16 protein-coding genes are annotated in these 15,450 nt (G+C 38.3%); 7 read left to right on the forward strand and 9 right to left on the reverse strand.

All coding sequences use genetic code 11. The features are described from left to right. Positions 1-301: 301 nt before the first annotated feature. The 5 genes from OZ002_RS06900 to OZ002_RS06920 all read right to left on the reverse strand — a co-directional run bounded on the left by OZ002_RS06900 (position 302) and on the right by OZ002_RS06920 (position 4,739). On the reverse strand, positions 302-931 hold the full coding sequence (locus tag OZ002_RS06900; RefSeq protein ID WP_002287459.1) for a nitroreductase family protein: 630 nt from the start codon (positions 929-931) through the stop codon (positions 302-304). Continuing rightward, complete coding sequence (locus OZ002_RS06905; RefSeq protein WP_002287461.1) at positions 915-1,379, reverse strand: MarR family winged helix-turn-helix transcriptional regulator; 465 nt, start codon at positions 1,377-1,379, stop codon at positions 915-917. Before OZ002_RS06905 ends, OZ002_RS06900 begins: the two co-directional genes overlap by 17 nt. A 487-nt stretch (positions 1,380-1,866) precedes the next feature. After that, the gene (locus OZ002_RS06910; RefSeq protein WP_002287463.1) at positions 1,867-3,135 is read right to left on the reverse strand and encodes a glycoside hydrolase family 73 protein; all 1,269 of its coding nucleotides are present in this window, start codon (positions 3,133-3,135) and stop codon (positions 1,867-1,869) included. A 230-nt stretch (positions 3,136-3,365) separates the two neighbouring features. Continuing rightward, entirely contained in the window at positions 3,366-4,103 is a 738-nt protein-coding gene (locus OZ002_RS06915; protein WP_002307739.1) for an SDR family oxidoreductase, read from the reverse strand. Positions 4,104-4,169: 66 nt separating this feature from the next. Beyond that, on the reverse strand, positions 4,170-4,739 hold the full coding sequence (locus tag OZ002_RS06920) for a DapH/DapD/GlmU-related protein (RefSeq protein WP_125179119.1): 570 nt from the start codon (positions 4,737-4,739) through the stop codon (positions 4,170-4,172). Between the two features lie 127 nt (positions 4,740-4,866). On the opposite strand from OZ002_RS06920, the gene OZ002_RS06925 reads away from it, so the two are divergent. From OZ002_RS06925 to nagE, 3 genes are all read left to right on the forward strand, one after another. Then, positions 4,867-5,739 carry a LysR family transcriptional regulator gene (locus OZ002_RS06925; protein WP_002302687.1) on the forward strand — a complete coding sequence of 291 codons (873 nt, stop codon included), beginning with the start codon at positions 4,867-4,869 and terminating at the stop codon, positions 5,737-5,739. A 341-nt stretch (positions 5,740-6,080) separates the two neighbouring features. After that, on the forward strand, positions 6,081-6,953 hold the full coding sequence (locus OZ002_RS06930) for a PRD domain-containing protein (RefSeq protein WP_002287471.1): 873 nt from the start codon (positions 6,081-6,083) through the stop codon (positions 6,951-6,953). After that, positions 6,950-8,908 (forward strand): N-acetylglucosamine-specific PTS transporter subunit IIBC, encoded by a 1,959-nt coding sequence (gene nagE / locus OZ002_RS06935; protein WP_002332249.1) that lies wholly within the window; start codon positions 6,950-6,952, stop codon positions 8,906-8,908. Before OZ002_RS06930 ends, nagE begins: the two co-directional genes overlap by 4 nt. Before the next feature lie 250 nt (positions 8,909-9,158). Here nagE and OZ002_RS06940 read toward each other — a convergent pair whose 3' ends face one another. Continuing rightward, positions 9,159-10,010, reverse strand: a complete 852-nt coding sequence (locus tag OZ002_RS06940) for an SDR family oxidoreductase (protein ID WP_002325509.1) — start codon at positions 10,008-10,010, stop codon at positions 9,159-9,161. A gap of 122 nt (positions 10,011-10,132) precedes the next feature. Here OZ002_RS06940 and OZ002_RS06945 point away from each other — a divergent pair, with 122 nt between their 5' ends. Next, positions 10,133-10,600, forward strand: coding sequence for an Rrf2 family transcriptional regulator (locus OZ002_RS06945; RefSeq protein WP_002287477.1), 468 nt, complete (start codon positions 10,133-10,135; stop codon positions 10,598-10,600). 262 nt (positions 10,601-10,862) lie between these two features. Here OZ002_RS06945 and OZ002_RS06950 read toward each other — a convergent pair whose 3' ends face one another. Both OZ002_RS06950 and OZ002_RS06955 read right to left on the reverse strand, forming a co-directional pair. After that, positions 10,863-11,351, reverse strand: a complete 489-nt coding sequence (locus OZ002_RS06950; protein ID WP_275038854.1) for an effector binding domain-containing protein — start codon at positions 11,349-11,351, stop codon at positions 10,863-10,865. Positions 11,352-11,450: 99 nt separating this feature from the next. Then, positions 11,451-12,314 carry an AraC family transcriptional regulator gene (locus OZ002_RS06955; RefSeq protein ID WP_325082997.1) on the reverse strand — a complete coding sequence of 288 codons (864 nt, stop codon included), beginning with the start codon at positions 12,312-12,314 and terminating at the stop codon, positions 11,451-11,453. 597 nt (positions 12,315-12,911) lie between these two features. Between OZ002_RS06955 and OZ002_RS06960 the strand changes: the two genes are divergently transcribed. Further along, complete coding sequence (locus tag OZ002_RS06960; RefSeq protein WP_002287480.1) at positions 12,912-13,760, forward strand: SWIM zinc finger family protein; 849 nt, start codon at positions 12,912-12,914, stop codon at positions 13,758-13,760. Positions 13,761-13,930: 170 nt separating this feature from the next. On the opposite strand, the gene OZ002_RS06965 is transcribed toward OZ002_RS06960, so the two are convergent. Next, positions 13,931-14,272, reverse strand: a complete 342-nt coding sequence (locus tag OZ002_RS06965; RefSeq protein ID WP_002301008.1) for an FGGY-family carbohydrate kinase — start codon at positions 14,270-14,272, stop codon at positions 13,931-13,933. 85 nt (positions 14,273-14,357) lie between these two features. Here OZ002_RS06965 and OZ002_RS06970 point away from each other — a divergent pair, with 85 nt between their 5' ends. Together OZ002_RS06970 and OZ002_RS06975 are read left to right on the forward strand one after the other, a co-directional pair. Next, entirely contained in the window at positions 14,358-15,065 is a 708-nt protein-coding gene (locus tag OZ002_RS06970; protein WP_002287482.1) for an AzlC family ABC transporter permease, read from the forward strand. Continuing rightward, entirely contained in the window at positions 15,052-15,375 is a 324-nt protein-coding gene (locus OZ002_RS06975; RefSeq protein WP_002287484.1) for an AzlD domain-containing protein, read from the forward strand. Before OZ002_RS06970 ends, OZ002_RS06975 begins: the two co-directional genes overlap by 14 nt. Positions 15,376-15,450: the final 75 nt, after the last annotated feature.

Raw genomic sequence — 15,450 nt, forward strand, 5'->3', positions numbered from 1 at the left:
GAGCAGAAAAATCTGTTTGCAAAAAAACTGCATCACATCTTTTCCTACTCTGAACGAAATAACTATGACTAAATCACCAAATCTGTCATAGCTTTCACCTATTCTACTGTCGTTCGAAAAAATGGACATACTCCATCCATGAAATTGTTGTTTATACATGTCTTTTGAATTTATTTAGTTGTTATTCAAAAGTTCGAAACGTAATTTCATCGATGCAGTCATTTTTCCGACCTCCTTTTTATTAGGTTACCACACACGATTCAAAAAAAGCAATAGCTACTGAATAGTAACTGAAAACCTTTTATTCGAACGTAGTGATCTTTTCTGGTGCTAAACGAACAGACTCGTAACCTTCTTCTACCGCTTTTCCTATTGATAAAATAATAACTGGAACATAACGGTCTTTATCCAAACCAAATGCCTCTGCCAACTGATCTGCTTCGAATCCACCAATTGGATTTGTTTCATAGCCATGATCACGCGCAACTAACATGAATTGCATAGCCGCTAAGCTAGAATCGACTTTGACTACATCGTTCATTTCTTCTCTTGAAAAACTCTTGTAATAAGGAATGATCGCAGCTAATTGTTGATCTCTGACTTCTTTTGGCATCTTCCCTGATTCGTAAGCTTGGTTATAGATTTCTTCGCCATATTCGTAACATTGCATATCGCCAAAAATCATGACCATTGCAGAAGAAGTATCATTTTGTCTCGTATTGAAACGGATCAAAGGACGCAAGATTTCTTTTGCTTCCTCGCTTTCAGCGACCACAAAGCGCCATGGTTGCATATTGACAGAAGAAGGTGCAGTCGTCGCTTCTTTGATCATTTCCAGCATTTCTTCGTGTGGGATTTTGTATGTTTCATCATATACGCGAACGGATCTTCTACCAGTCATAATTGTTGAAAAATCATTTTTTTGTTCCATTATTATTAACCTCTTTCGTTTCTGTTGTTATATTGCAAAGTTGGGTATTCAATTTATCTAAAAGTGTTAGAAATTGTTTCATTTCTACATCGCTGAAAGCCGGGGATAGCACGGAACCTGTATCTTTATGGTCCATTTCACAATGCTCGATTTTCTTCTGGGCTTTTTCTGTTAGCGCTACATACACTTCCCGGTTGTTCTGAGGATTTCTCTGACGCGAAACATAGCCATTTGCTTCCAATACCTTCAGATGACGAGTAACTGCTCCTTGATCAATCTGCAACTTTTCTTGCAAACTGCTTTGTAGCAATGGATTTTCTTCTTTCAGTCTCATCATGATCTCGTATCTAGTAAGACTTATACCGATATTTTCTTCAAAGATCTGGACGATTTTTTGATCGGCTAATTTGATTTGATATAAAAGGTGACTAATCTCTTCTAAAGACATAATTTCCTCCTCTCTAATAATTGACTCGTCAACGATTGACTTGTCAATAATAGAATAAAAAAAGAAAAAAGTCAAAGAATCAGCTGTGTAATAAAAAAAAACGCTCTCAATATAAAAGTATAGAGAAAAGAAATTTTTTGTAGAATGAACGGAAAAAATGATAAAGAAAGCACAACGCTAAAACCAAGATTATTGATTCCTATCAAACTATAGAAGATAGCTCTTCTGCAGTAGAAAATTTTACACCGCCAAAAATTTCCGAAATCGCCTTTTGCAAGAATCCCGTCGAATATTAGAAATTGGATCAGTATGCTTAAACGGTAATAAAAAAGTTATGACAAGATGTTGTCACAACCTTTTTTGAGTAAACGGTGTTCAAAAACTTGCATCTGCGGTAATAAGTTCAACCAAACAAAAAACATGAAAAGCTGTTTTTGTTTGGCTGTTCTTATTACTTGATGCAGGGCAGCTTTTTCACAACCTCTTTTTAATAACCATAAAATCCTATTCCTTCATATCTCCAGCCCATCGGTGTTAGCCAATCTCTTTCCTTAGCACTCAAGGTATAGTGATGGGTACCAGTTTTTTCATTTGGATTAAATAGTCGATAAATTGGCTTGGAACCACCAGAATAAAAACTTAGACCTTCATAACGCCAACCGATTTTTGTTAAAGAGTTGATCTCAGATTGTGCCATTGTGTAATGATGGTCTCCACTGTAAGGATTGTATAAACGGTAGACAGGTTGTCCGCTGTTTGGTGCTTGCCAAGCAATCCCTTCATATTCCCAGCCTACAGTTGGCAGATAATTTTTTTCTCCGGCATTCAATGTATATAAATGTTCTCCTGTATGACGGTTATACAGACGATACATCGGAGAAGTTGAAGTTGGTGCTGTATCATACTGTGTCAGATTATAGGTTTCGATTACATTGTTCAATGTAGAACCATAATTAGGCGCAGTGGCATAACGACCTGTTAGCCAAGCCGTAGCATCTTTGTAAGAGTTCGTATTGCTTTTCCATGCACCGGAATAGTAGTAAACGCCTGGCTGAAAAGAAGTCGTCTTCAATACCGTTACGTTATCTTGCAATGATTCTTTGTACGAAGGATATTTTCTAAAAGCGGCATTCACCGTAATCCATTGCCCATTCACATATTCCGAAGTAGGCATCGTAACAGATTGGCCATTATAGCTTCCTTTAATCCCAAATAGATTGTAATTAGGGGCAGAAGCCAAAGTACTGTTCCCCCAGCCACTTTCAACGATGGCTTGAGCAATCATGACTGATGCATATAAGTCATTGGCACTTGCCAAACTTTGTGCAGTTGAGGCAATACTATCAATGAACGCTTGTTGAGAATTAGCAGATGAGCGAGCATAAAAAGCATAGCCAGTATAGTTTTCGAATTCAGACAAATCTGCTTGATGGGTATGTGTCAATGTTTGCCCATCTGTCAATTGATTCGTGATTTCTTCTGCATTCTCTGGATTGTTCTGAGCTTCTGCTGATGTACTGTCTTCGGTTTGTGTTTGTTCTGTTGTTTCAGTTGTTGGTTCTTCGGTTGAAATTGTATTTTCTGAGACAGTAGCTGACTGCAAAGTACTCTCTGTATCGTTTTCAATTCCTGTTTCTGAAGAACTCGATGTCTGAGTTGCGACAGTTTCTGTCGATTCTTCAGCTAGCACTGTTGTGTTGGCAACTGCTAGATTTCCTAAAAGAATAACGCTAAATAATAAATTCTTTGCTTTCATCTTTTTTCTCCTTTGAATTATGAAACTTTTCCTAAATAACAGTGTAACTAAAAAAGTAAAAGCAAGTCAATGTCCATATTTAAATAACATTTTTTTCTTTTTGATAAATTTGCTTTTTCTGCATAAAAAGACGTAAATGAAGAATATTCTTCTCCATTCACGCCTTAAATTGATGGTCGTTTGAATAACTATTTAACAAGTAATTCTCTTTGGATATTATCCGTTATGGATTATACTTCCTGTGTCGTCGGACGGATAATCATGTTACTGACAGACATCCGGTCTGGCGTTTCTATCGCAAATGCTACAGCAGAAGCTATATCTTCGGAGGTCAATCCCCATTCTTTTTGCGCTTCATGAAGTTCAAGAGCAGCCTTTTTGTCGCTGATGGTTTGATATAATTCAGTTTGAACAGCTCCTGGAGAGATGATCGTAGATTTGATGTTATTTTGCCGTTGCTCTTGACGTAATCCTTCCATGATTGCACGGACAGCAAATTTTGTTCCGCAATAAACGGCGGAATCAGGATAAACAACATGTCCCGCCACAGAATCAGTTGAAATGATATGCCCAGATTTTTGTTTTTCCATGATTGGAAGTACGGCGGAAATTCCATTTAACACACCCATGATGTTGATATCAAGCATATTTTGCCATTCATCACGGTGACCTTCAACTAATGGAGCGGTTGGCATGATTCCTGCATTATTGTACAATACATCGATTCGACCGAACTTTTCCATCGCTAAATTGATAACTGCTTGGACTTGTGCAAAATCTCTTACATCTGCTGTTTGAATATATAGCTCAGCTTCTGGTAAAGATTCTTTTATTGCTTTTAGGCGATCTTCTCGGCGTGCAGCTATAACTAGTTTAGCCCCTTTTTCTGCTAACAGCTTCGTTGTTGCTTCACCGATTCCGCTTGAAGCGCCCATGATGACAATCACTTTTTCTGATAAATCATTCATTCTATTCTCCTCCTGTTTTGAAAAATCTCTTGCTTATACTCACTATCTCTTATTTCATCTTACTGTTCAAATAATCCGTTCGACAGGTTTGACGATTTTGGCAGGGATTCCTGCAACGATGGTATTGTCTGGGACATCTTTCGTAACAGTTGCATTCGCTGCAACAATGGCATTCTCGCCAATCGTTACGCCTGGCAGAATAGTTGCTCCTGCTCCGATCCAAGCATTTTTCTTGATGTGGATTCGCTTTACTGACAAGCCTCTTCGTTCTTTTGGATCGGTTAGATGGTTCACCGTGATGAGGTTGACACGAGGACCAATCAATACTGAATCTTCTAAACAGATGCCACCTAAGTCAACGAACATCACTTGACGATTGATAAAGACATTTTTCCCTATACTAATATGTTTGCCGAAATCTGTATAAAAAGGCAGCAGAACAGTCACCGTATCATCTACTTTGTCACTAATGATATTTTCTAGTCGTTTGCGGATATCTGCTGGTTCATGGTACCCAGTATTCAGCGCTGCTAAAGGCTCTTCGTTTTCAGCTTGGATCTGATGGATCACTTCAAAGAGCGGATCCGTTACTCGAATCTCTTTATTGACGATTTGTTTTTCGATGAGGCTTGTCATTTTGCTCCCTCCTTTTATCCTTACTTTATAACGGACGGCTTATCATGTCTAATACTTATAAAACATACTTAACTATTCCTTTTAACTATACTTAGTGGTATGCTTTTTTAAAAACAGGAGGGAAAAAATGGATATTCGTATACTGACGTATTTTTTAGCAGTAGCTAGAGAAAAAAATATCAGCCGAGCAGCAAAATCTCTGCATATCACGCAACCTACTCTCTCAAAACAACTGAAAGATTTAGAAGAAGAACTTGGTGTGACACTTTTCACTCGAGGCTCCCGAGAGATACAGTTGACGGATTCTGGTCGATATCTTTATTCAAAAGGAAAAGAAATCTTGTCGTTGGTAGAAAAAACGGCGAACAATTTAACAAATGACGCAATCATCTCTGGAGAAATCTACATTGGCGGAGGCGAAACTAAAGCAATCTCTTTCATTTCTGATAGCCTTCATTCGTTGATCAAGGCGCATCCTGATATCCAGTTTCATTTATATAGCGGGAATGCAGATGATATCATAGACAAACTGGATAGCGGATTACTTGATTTTGGACTCGTAATCGAACCGACAAACAAACAAAAATACCAGTCATTTCGACTGCCAGCCCAAGATCGTTGGGGACTTTTGATACATCGGAATCATCCTTTAGCAAAGCAAACAGTCATCCATCCGCAGGAACTGAAAACTGTTCCTTTGATCATTTCCCGGCAAACGTCAGTGGACAGTCAACTAGCTGAATGGCTAGGTTTCAGCATAGATCAGTTATCGATCGTCGGAACATATAACTTATTGTACAATGCTTCTTTGATGGTCGATAACGGGACTTTTGGTGCATTAGCTCTAGATGGGATCATCAATACTTATGGGACGGAAAAAGTATTCATCCCACTCGATCCGCCATTACAAGCTTCACTGAATCTCATTTGGAAAAAAGACCAGCCTCTTTCTCCTGCTGCTCGTAAATTTTTAGATGTCCTAACGGAGAAATACAGTTAAGTAGAGTTTTTTTCCTTCGCTTTCAGCTTTTTAACAACGAATAAGATAAGCAAAAGATCCAACGATTAAATAACATAAGTTTCTTAATTTGTTCCTTCCTTTTATTTCTGATAATTCCAGTAAATTACTATAATTATAAAAAAAGAATTGACAAAACATAACTGTCTATATAAAATTGATTACGTTAACAATAATTCGTTTCATGTGACTAGATCATACTAGGCATGAAAAATCTCTGAGGAACATGGTTTCCCTAGGAGGTTTTTCGTGTCTATTTTTGTTTGGCCGCAATCAACTGGTCTAGCAAACGTGAAAACCAAATCTTCAAAAAGGGTGCGCGCATGAAAATCAAAAAGATCTTTAATCAAAATGCAGTATTGGTAGATGACGGTGGACAGGAAAAAGTAGCTATTGGAAAAGGGATTGGATTTGACAGAAAAAGAAATGATTTGATTTTTGATCGTGATGTCGAACGGATATTTGTCATGGAACCAGAAGGTCAAATCAAGTTGCAAAATTTACTTAATCAGATCGATGAACGCTTTTTATTTGCAGCAGAAACGATCATTGATCATGCGGAAACTGTTTTGATGGAAAAGTTGAATGAACATGTATTGATCGCTTTGACCGACCACATTGCTTTTTCTGCGGAGAACATCAATAACGGTATCGTCATCCGCAACAAACTTTTAAGAGAAATCGAAGTGCTTTACAGTGATGAATTCAGTATTGCTCAATGGGCAGTAGAGTATCTGACAAAAGAGCTTGGGATTCCATATACTTATGACGAAGCAGGATATATCGCAATCCATATTCACAGCGGACGAAGCGGTCGGAACAATAACCATCGCAGTATCCGTGAAGTGACGATTGTATCTGACATCATCCATTTAGTGGAATCAGAATTGGAAACAGATATCCATTCAGAACCATTTTCACTGAATTATTCAAGACTGGTGAATCATTTACGACTGCTTCTACAACGAACCCATGCGCAACAATATGCTGTTTTAGACACGGAAATCGTAGAAATGGTCAAACGAAAATACCCAGAAAGCTATAAGATTTCTAAAAAAATCCGTGTGTTGCTGACCAAAGAATACCAGCTCGCGATCACGAAAGAAGAACTGGGTTACTTGGCCATCCATATCGAGCGTTTAAGAAGCGCAATCGTACAAACAAATGTTAACAATCATGAGGAGGAAAAAAATTGAAAGCATATCTACAACGAATGGGACGTTCCCTTCAACTTCCAGTTGCGGTCTTACCTGCTGCTGCTCTACTAGTAGGGATCGGAAACTGGTGGGCATCTTATAGTAACGACATTGTCGCTCATTTTTTACAAGCTGGCGGTAACGCAGTTTTAGGTCAATTACCTTTGCTGTTTGCCGTTGGGTTAGCACTAGGGATGTCAGTGGACAAATCAGGTGCTGCTGCCTTGGCAGGTTTGGTCGCATTTGAAGTTCCAGTAAATGTTTTAAAAACTGATTCAGTAGCTACTTTATTGAATATCAAACCAGAATCAGTTGATCCATCTTTTGCTCAGATCAGTAACGTATTTATTGGTATTATTGCCGGATTGATTGCGGCAGCTCTTTATAATCGTTTCCACGAAGCAAAATTACCGATGGCTTTATCTTTCTTTAGCGGCAAGCGTCTAGTGCCAATCTTGGCTGCCTTTGTCATGCTGCTGATCAGTGCAGTGCTACTGCTCGTATGGCCTCCGGTTTACTCTGCTTTAGTTTCTTTTGCTAAATTCATTTTGAGTTTAGGCTGGGTTGGTGCGGGTCTTTACGGCTTCTTCAACCGTTTACTGATCCCTACAGGATTGCATCAAGCAATGAACTCCGTGTTCTGGTTTGACGTAGCAGGAATCAATGATATTGGTAAATTCTTGGCTTCTGAAGGAACAAAAGGCGTAACAGGAATGTATCAAGCTGGATTTTTCCCAATCATGATGTTTGGTCTTCCAGCAGGTGCATATGCTATTTACAGAAATGCACGTCCAGAAAACAAAGCAAAAACAGCTTCATTGATGCTAGCAGCAGCTTTTGCTTCATTCTTTACTGGTGTAACAGAGCCACTTGAATTTTCATTTATGTTCGTTGCTTGGCCATTATATGTCTTGCATGCAATTTTCACTGGGATTTCTTTAGCAGTGAGTGCATTCTTCCATTGGACAGCAGGATTTGCCTTTAGTGCCGGATTTGTCGATTACTTCCTATCTTTGAAAAATCCGATTGCGAATCAGCCATTGATGTTGATCGTCCAAGGATTAGTAACAGCAGTGATTTACTACTTTGGCTTTAACTTTGCTATCAAAAAATTCCATCTGATGACTCCTGGCCGTGAGGAAGCAGATCTTTCAGATGACGATACTGCAACGACTAATTCAGACAATAAATATGCGGCACAAGCAAGCAAAATCTACGCTGCATTAGGCGGAGCCGACAATGTAACTTCGATCGATAACTGTACTACACGCCTTCGTTTGCAAGTCAAAGATACAGGCCTGATCGATCAAAATAAAATCAAAGCCACTGGCGTACCTGGTATGAAGATCATCGACGGAAAAAATGCGCAAGTCATCGTAGGTACAGAAGTACAATTCGTTGCAGATGAGATGGCAAAACTACATGGTGGTGCTGCAGCACGACCTGCACAAACAAACACCGTGGTTAAAACAGAAACATTTGCCGGTGGAACGATCGAACAAGATATTTACGCTATCGCAAATGGGAAACTGATTCCAATCACTGAAGTTTCAGATGATGTATTCGCGGAAAAAATGATGGGTGACGGCTATGCTGTATTACCAGAAAATGGAGAAATCTTCTCTCCAATCGCTGGTACGATCACAAACATTTTCCCAACGAAACATGCTGTCGGAATCCAAACAGATGCTGGTATCGAAGTCTTGCTTCATATGGGCATCAACACTGTTGACTTAAAAGGCGAACCATTCACTTTATATGTAGAAGAAGGTCAAAAAGTCGCAAGAGGTCAATTGATTGCTTTAGTTGATCTTGCCGCTATTCAATCTGCAGGCAAAAACACGGATATGGTCGTTGTATTCACAAATGGCGACAAAGTCCAAAGCTTAGAAATCGAACCCGCACGTGATGTAAAAGCAAATGATAAAATCGGCTCTGTTTCCAACAAAGCCTGAGCCATCGTCTTCCCCAGACTTTTTTATCGATAAACAAAAAGGAGCTGAGACAAAAATCTTGTCTCAGCTCCTTTTTCCGAATAAAAACGGCGTTCTCCTGCCAACTCCGCGGTAATAAGTCCAGCCAAACGTAACATATGAAGAGCTATTTTTTATTTGACTCTTCTCATTACTTGATGCAGAACAGCTTTTTCACAAAATTTTTCTTCATACTCAAAACTAATCGGCTTTTTCACAACCTCTTTATACATTATTCCTGATCCAATATTTCTTTTAATGCTGCTTCAAGAGAAGTTAATGGTTTTCCCAATACTTTTTCTAAATCATCAGAGGAAATAGCTAACTGATCCTTTTTAATATCATGTTGGATCGCTAAAAACATGTCAGCTGCTTCTTGAGGGAATCCGGCTTCTTTTAGATTTTCGACAAACGCTGCATCACTTGCTTCAATAATTTCTAACTCTTTACCTGTCGCACGCTCTAATGCCTTGGCTAATTCTTCATAGTCAGTTAGATTGCCGGATAATTCTAAGATTTCTGGAGAGTCACTTTCTACTAGTACTTTTGCTGCAGCTTCTGCATATTCACGTTTCAATGCCCAACCTGTTTTTCCATTTCCTGCAGCATAAACGAATTGACCAGTTTTTAAAGCCTGCCCAATGATAGGTAATTCATTCTCTACATACCAATTATTCCGTAAAAATGTATGGGAAATACCTGAATCCTTAATCATTTTTTCAGTGAATTGGTGATCTGGCGCTAATACACTGATCGAGTGATCGGCATCTGCAAAACTTGTATAAGCGATATAAGATACCCCAGCTGCTTGTGCTGCCTTCACTACATTCTCATGTTCGGCTTGACGATTTCCTGGAACGCCAGAGACAAAAAGCAATCGATCTATTCCTTTCAACGCTTCTTTCATTGAGTCTAAATCATCATAATCACCAATACGTATATTAAATCCAGCTTCTTTTAGCGCTTCTCCTTTTTCTTCACTACGTACTAGTACATAGATTTCATTTTGTGGAACCATCTTTTTTAAGAATTCCAGCGCATAACCACCAAAACCTCCAGTTGCTCCTGTTACTAAATAATGCATATTTGCCACTCCCTATTCTTTTTATTTGTTAAGATTTACAGCTGTACATTTATAAATTACACCTTTATCATAAAGAGTGTGGTAAGATAAGTCAAGCAAAAAAAATGAAAGGATGACAACTGATGAAGTATTCTCTGCAATTTAGTGATGCAATCCATGTACTTGCCTATATTGAAATGTTTCAAGATACCCGATCACTTTCTAGTGAGATGATTGCCAGTAGTATCGAAACAAATGCAGCAAATGTACGTAAAATCATGAGTCAGCTCAAAAAATCCGGTTTGATCTTTACAAAAACCGGAAAACCGCAGCCTTCCCTTGCCAAAAGTCCAGATCAGATTTCTTTACTAGATGTCTATCGCAGCATCGAAGGTAATACACAGCTTATCCAAGTCGATCCAAAAACAAATCCAAATTGCGTCGTTGGTGCGAATATCCAAGAAGCTTTAGAAGAAAGCTACGCTCGGCTGCAGAAAAAAGCAGAAGAAGAAATGGCTAAGATCACACTTGATAGTCTGATACATAAAATAGCCGTTTTGGAAAAAGAAAAAAGACCAGAAAACACAGGCCTCGTAGAGAGATTTTTATAATTCTCTCTACTGGACCTGCATTTTTCTGATCGGAATCGTCTACATAAATTCTTTTATTCTCCGGGGGACAAAAGCCTTGTCATGCCCCTTTTTCCTCTCTAATGCTCAGGTCAAAGCGCTGAAGTCATGACGTCTTGATAAACGGTGTTCAAGTAGCTGACCCTCGGCATTAGTTCTGAAAAATGCAAAATATGGAAAGCTATTTCCCATTTTTCCTCTCTAATGCTCAGGTCAAAGCGCTACTTTCACGACCTCTATATTATCATGGTTTATTGACTACCGGTATCCAGATTTCTCCCATATATTTCCCGTTGGTAACTCCCATTTCGACTACAGCATTTGGCCCCCCAACATAGGCGTAATCTTCTACTTCTCTTAAAACATGCCCAAAGGCCGTATTCGTCAAATCATTTCTTAATTCTTCGGGCGATTCTGCTAAAGCGCTTACAACGAGATACATTCCTTTTGGAAATGGGATGATTCGCGTAGTGTTTGGAACATCCTGAATCGTTTGAACACCGACATAGTACATCATTTTCCCGTTATAGGGTTCGTTGACTGTAAAGAAATAATGATTTTCAGCAGCTTGTTTCAATGCATCTATTGTTCCATTACCGATAACTTTTTGCTCAAATGCTTGTTTCTCTGCAGCCAAACCGACAAAATCCGTATTGCTACTGCTACTCTTCAATTCCACACCAACACCCGTCACCGTAAAATCTGGTTTTTCTTCGATCCTATACTTTGCCATTTCTCCCACCCTTTCTATTATATTAAGTTCATCTTACATAAAATTAAAGGGAAATGACACGATTACGCTCTTTTTTCTAGGGATATTTTTATTTTTTAACTATTTTTTTGTTTTCACTGCAATCCAAATCTCACTGTAAACATTACTGAAATCCTCTCCCCATTTTGTAAAAGAGATCTCGGGAGCTTCGACTAACTCATAATCTGAAGAAGGAAGCCATTCTGCATAGATTTTCCCCCAAGTATCTTGTAAAGTTTGGGGAAATGGCCCTTTATTAGGAAAAATGGCCCAAGTGTGTTCTTCTATAGCAAGCATTTCTAAATCAGCGTACGGATTTTCTTTTGTCGTAGCAAAGCCAATCATGTGCATCAAACTGCCCTTTTCTTCCAAGCGGTCTCCATCAAATCCATAAGAAACGTTGATTACTTGATTTGGATATAAATCTCCTAACTTATGCATCTCTTCCCTTTGAGTCTCCGTGATCGTCTGCGCTAACTTTTGTATTTCTTGATTGACTCCTTCAAATTTGACAGGAACTTTTTTCGCCACACCTGCCACATAAAACTGTTCTTTCTTTTCGATACGAAATTCCATCGATTTTCCTCCTCTGACATCAATAAAAAATGTCAAGCGTGGAAAAGATTTTTGTATGCCGTATCTGCTGATTTCTGAAGGCAGATATCCTGACCAATCACGAAAAGCTCTTGAAAAACCTTCGACTGTTTCATATCCATATCTAAACGCCGTTTCTGTCACTCTTGATCCATCTAGAAGATCGCGATTAGCCAAAGCCAATCTACGGTTTTTGATATAGTCCATTAGCGACATCCCTGCAATAAACGTAAAGATGCGCTTTAACTGATATTCAGAGATTCCTGTATTTTCGGCTATTATTTTATAGGAAAGTCCTTCTGTCAAATGTTCTTCGATGTAATCGATCAATTGGTTCATATCTTTAAGCATATTTATCCTCCTCCTTGCTTGCCTTTTTATCATATTATCAAAGAAAGTCAATTACTTGATGAATCAGGAACCAATTTAGTCAGATGTAGAAAATGTTGTATGGATCTAAAGAAAATTCTCAAGCAGCGTTTCGTAACGGATAATTGGTATTATCTGCCTATCTATGTTTTACCTTTAGAAAAATAAATTTTGGGGAAGACAGATTCTAAGTAAACAAAGCGGTAAAAATATCTTTTATTCCCTTAGTTAATCCGCTTACTACCTACTGTACAAAGCAAATTGTTGTTCAAACTGCTGATCAGAACGCTGCTTGGATTTTTCTTTGCGATACATCATACCTCTTTTATCAATTGGAACAATTATTTATTTCTAACAAAATCACTTCATTTTTGTCAGATAAATAAAAAACAAAAAAAGTTCCATCTTTAAAACACGCTATTCTTTTACTTTTTCTCACATTCTCTAAGAAAAGAAAAGGAGAATGAATTTTTGACAATTCGAGCAAAAGTGATTATCAAATATGTAAAATCAGCTACTTTTTTCTTAAATGTTTCTTTATACTAAATATAAATAAGTGTTTCATGAAAGGAGAACTAGATGAATAATTGGCTTGAGTATTTTCCTGAAAACGTTTTGGAACGCGGTTACAGCTATCATCTGCACGGTTTTGTCCGTCATTTGAACTATACAAGCAAGTACTTGTCCGCAACAGTTTCTGGCACGGAAGATTATAAGGTAGTGATCACTTGGGATGAAAAGACCAACATGACTTGTGATTGTCTATATGCCATAGAAGGAAAAAAATGCAAACACATGGCTGCTGTCTTATTCGCTTACGAAGAACGTCCAATAAAAAAATCCAACTACTCACTTTCCGAACTCTCGTCCCTTGTTTCCTCCGCTAGTTCCTCTCTTGTACGGGAGCTTTTAACAGAGATTCTTATAGAACATCCGCACTTTATCGAACGCTTCAAAGTTAAGATGCCATTTCATGCAATAAATTATTCAGATAAATTAACAACTATCATCCATAAATACGATCATATTATCAAGAAAAACAAAAACAGGAAAACAGCGAAGTTCATCATGGAGATGCGAAAGTTCATCCAAGAAGCAGTTGAATCGCTTATTCAGCAAAATGCCTATCTTCCCGCATTCGAATTGATCAATGAAGTGATTGCTACTCTCGAAACATTCTATTGGGAGCCTGAGGATGAACGAACCCTTCTTCTGATAGAGGACTGTTATTATTTATGGAAAGAATTATTAGCAGAAGCACCTCATGCAGAAAAAAGGCAAATGTTCTCTTGGTTCGTCTGCCAAGTCGATCATACTGACGCCTCTTATTCAAAACGCTACTCCATAAAAATCCTGAAAGAAGACTTTCGGGAAAAAGAATTTTCTAACCAAAAGAAAAAAATAGATAAAAAACTAAAGAAACGGTAAAGAAAGACGATTTCAATGAAAAATAGCAAGTAAACGATAACAACCATCCTAAATCCACAAGAAATACAGCAGACCTTGCTTTAAAAACACGAATCATGCAAAGGATGAAGTAAAGAAGACTTAACGCGTACCCAATATTAGTCATTTGACTATTAGGTACGCGTTTTGTTTTATAAGTCATGACAAATTTCCTTCGTTGCTGGATAGATTTTCCGGCATTGTTGATAGATTTTATGATACTTTTCTACATTTTGTAAGAGAGGTTCCACTGCATCTGTATATTGGATAAAATTCTGACAACAACTTTCAGGTGTGTCGAACCACCCTAACCCTAGTGCAGCAATCATTGTTGCGCCTAATGCAGGTCCTTCCTCCACACTTAAACAATAGACCGTTGCATCGAAAATATCAGCTTGGATTTGTAGCCATGCAAGATTTTTCGCGCCTCCTCCCACCGAAACAATACGTGTAAATCTGCGACCCGCTAGTTCTTTACGTTTCAATCCCACCATTGACAAATGCTCATTAAAAATTTAGAATATTCACAAGTTTAACGACAATTATGAAAATTTATGTCCTGCTAAAGGAGTTTTGTTATTGGATGAAAAGTTAGATATAAAAACTGCGATCAAAGACACGTTACCTACCGTTTTCGGTTATATCGGTATTGGACTTGCATTTGGTATCGTTGGGAAAGCTGCCGGATTTCATCCACTAGTCGTCACGTTGATGTCCCTGCTGGTCTATGCTGGTTCTGCCCAATTTATCACAGTCAGCATGCTTGCTAGTCACAGCCCATTGCTTTCCATCGTTTTCTCGACCTTTCTAGTCAATTCCCGAATGATTCTGATGAGTATGACGATTGCTCCTTATTTCAAGAAAAATCGGCTGCTTCAAAATCTGCTGATTGGCACATTGCTGACAGATGAAAGTTTCGCACTGGGAATGAATAAATTGAACTATACTGGACAAAAGTTAAACTTTCGTTGGATGAATACAGCTAATTGGATTTCTTATTTGACGTGGGTGGGTTCTTCTCTTGTTGGCGCACTTTTAGGGAATTTTATTACTGATCCGAAAAAGTTTGGTTTGGATTTCGCCATCGTCGCTATGTTTATCGGGTTACTTTATCTTCAAGTCATTTCTGATAGAAACACCTCTAAACGATTACAGTTGATCCTGATTGGTCTCACTTTGATTCTGGTATATGTCGGACTGATTTTTATCCCAAGCAACTTAGTGATTGTAGTTGTAACACTGATTGGGTGCGGATTGGGGGTGTGGATCAAACATGCCTTCTTTTGAGTTTACATTGCTGACTATTTTAGGTTGTACTTTAGCAACTTGGCTTTCTAGGGTCCTACCATTTGTCTTACTGAAAAAATTCGATTTACCGCAACCGTTGCTTGAGTATTTAAGTTTTGTCCCGATCGTCATTATGTCTGCTTTATGGTTCAGCAGTCTATTTACCCAAAATATCGGACATCTGCCGCAGATCAATCTCGAAAATGCTTTGGCTTCAGTTCCTACACTTTTAGCTGCTATTCTTTCAAAAAGCTTATTGGTGATCGTCTTGGCAGGAATTCTTTCCCTTTCGTTGATTCGCTTATTATAAATAAAAAAACAAGAGCTTATGGCAAATTACTGTCATGCGCTCTTGTTTTTATCAAAGTCAAATAAGAAAAAAATC

This window comes from Enterococcus sp. E4-150 (genome assembly GCF_035726465.1).
In the GTDB taxonomy this organism is placed as follows: Bacteria; Bacillota; Bacilli; order Lactobacillales; family Enterococcaceae; genus Enterococcus_B; species Enterococcus_B faecium.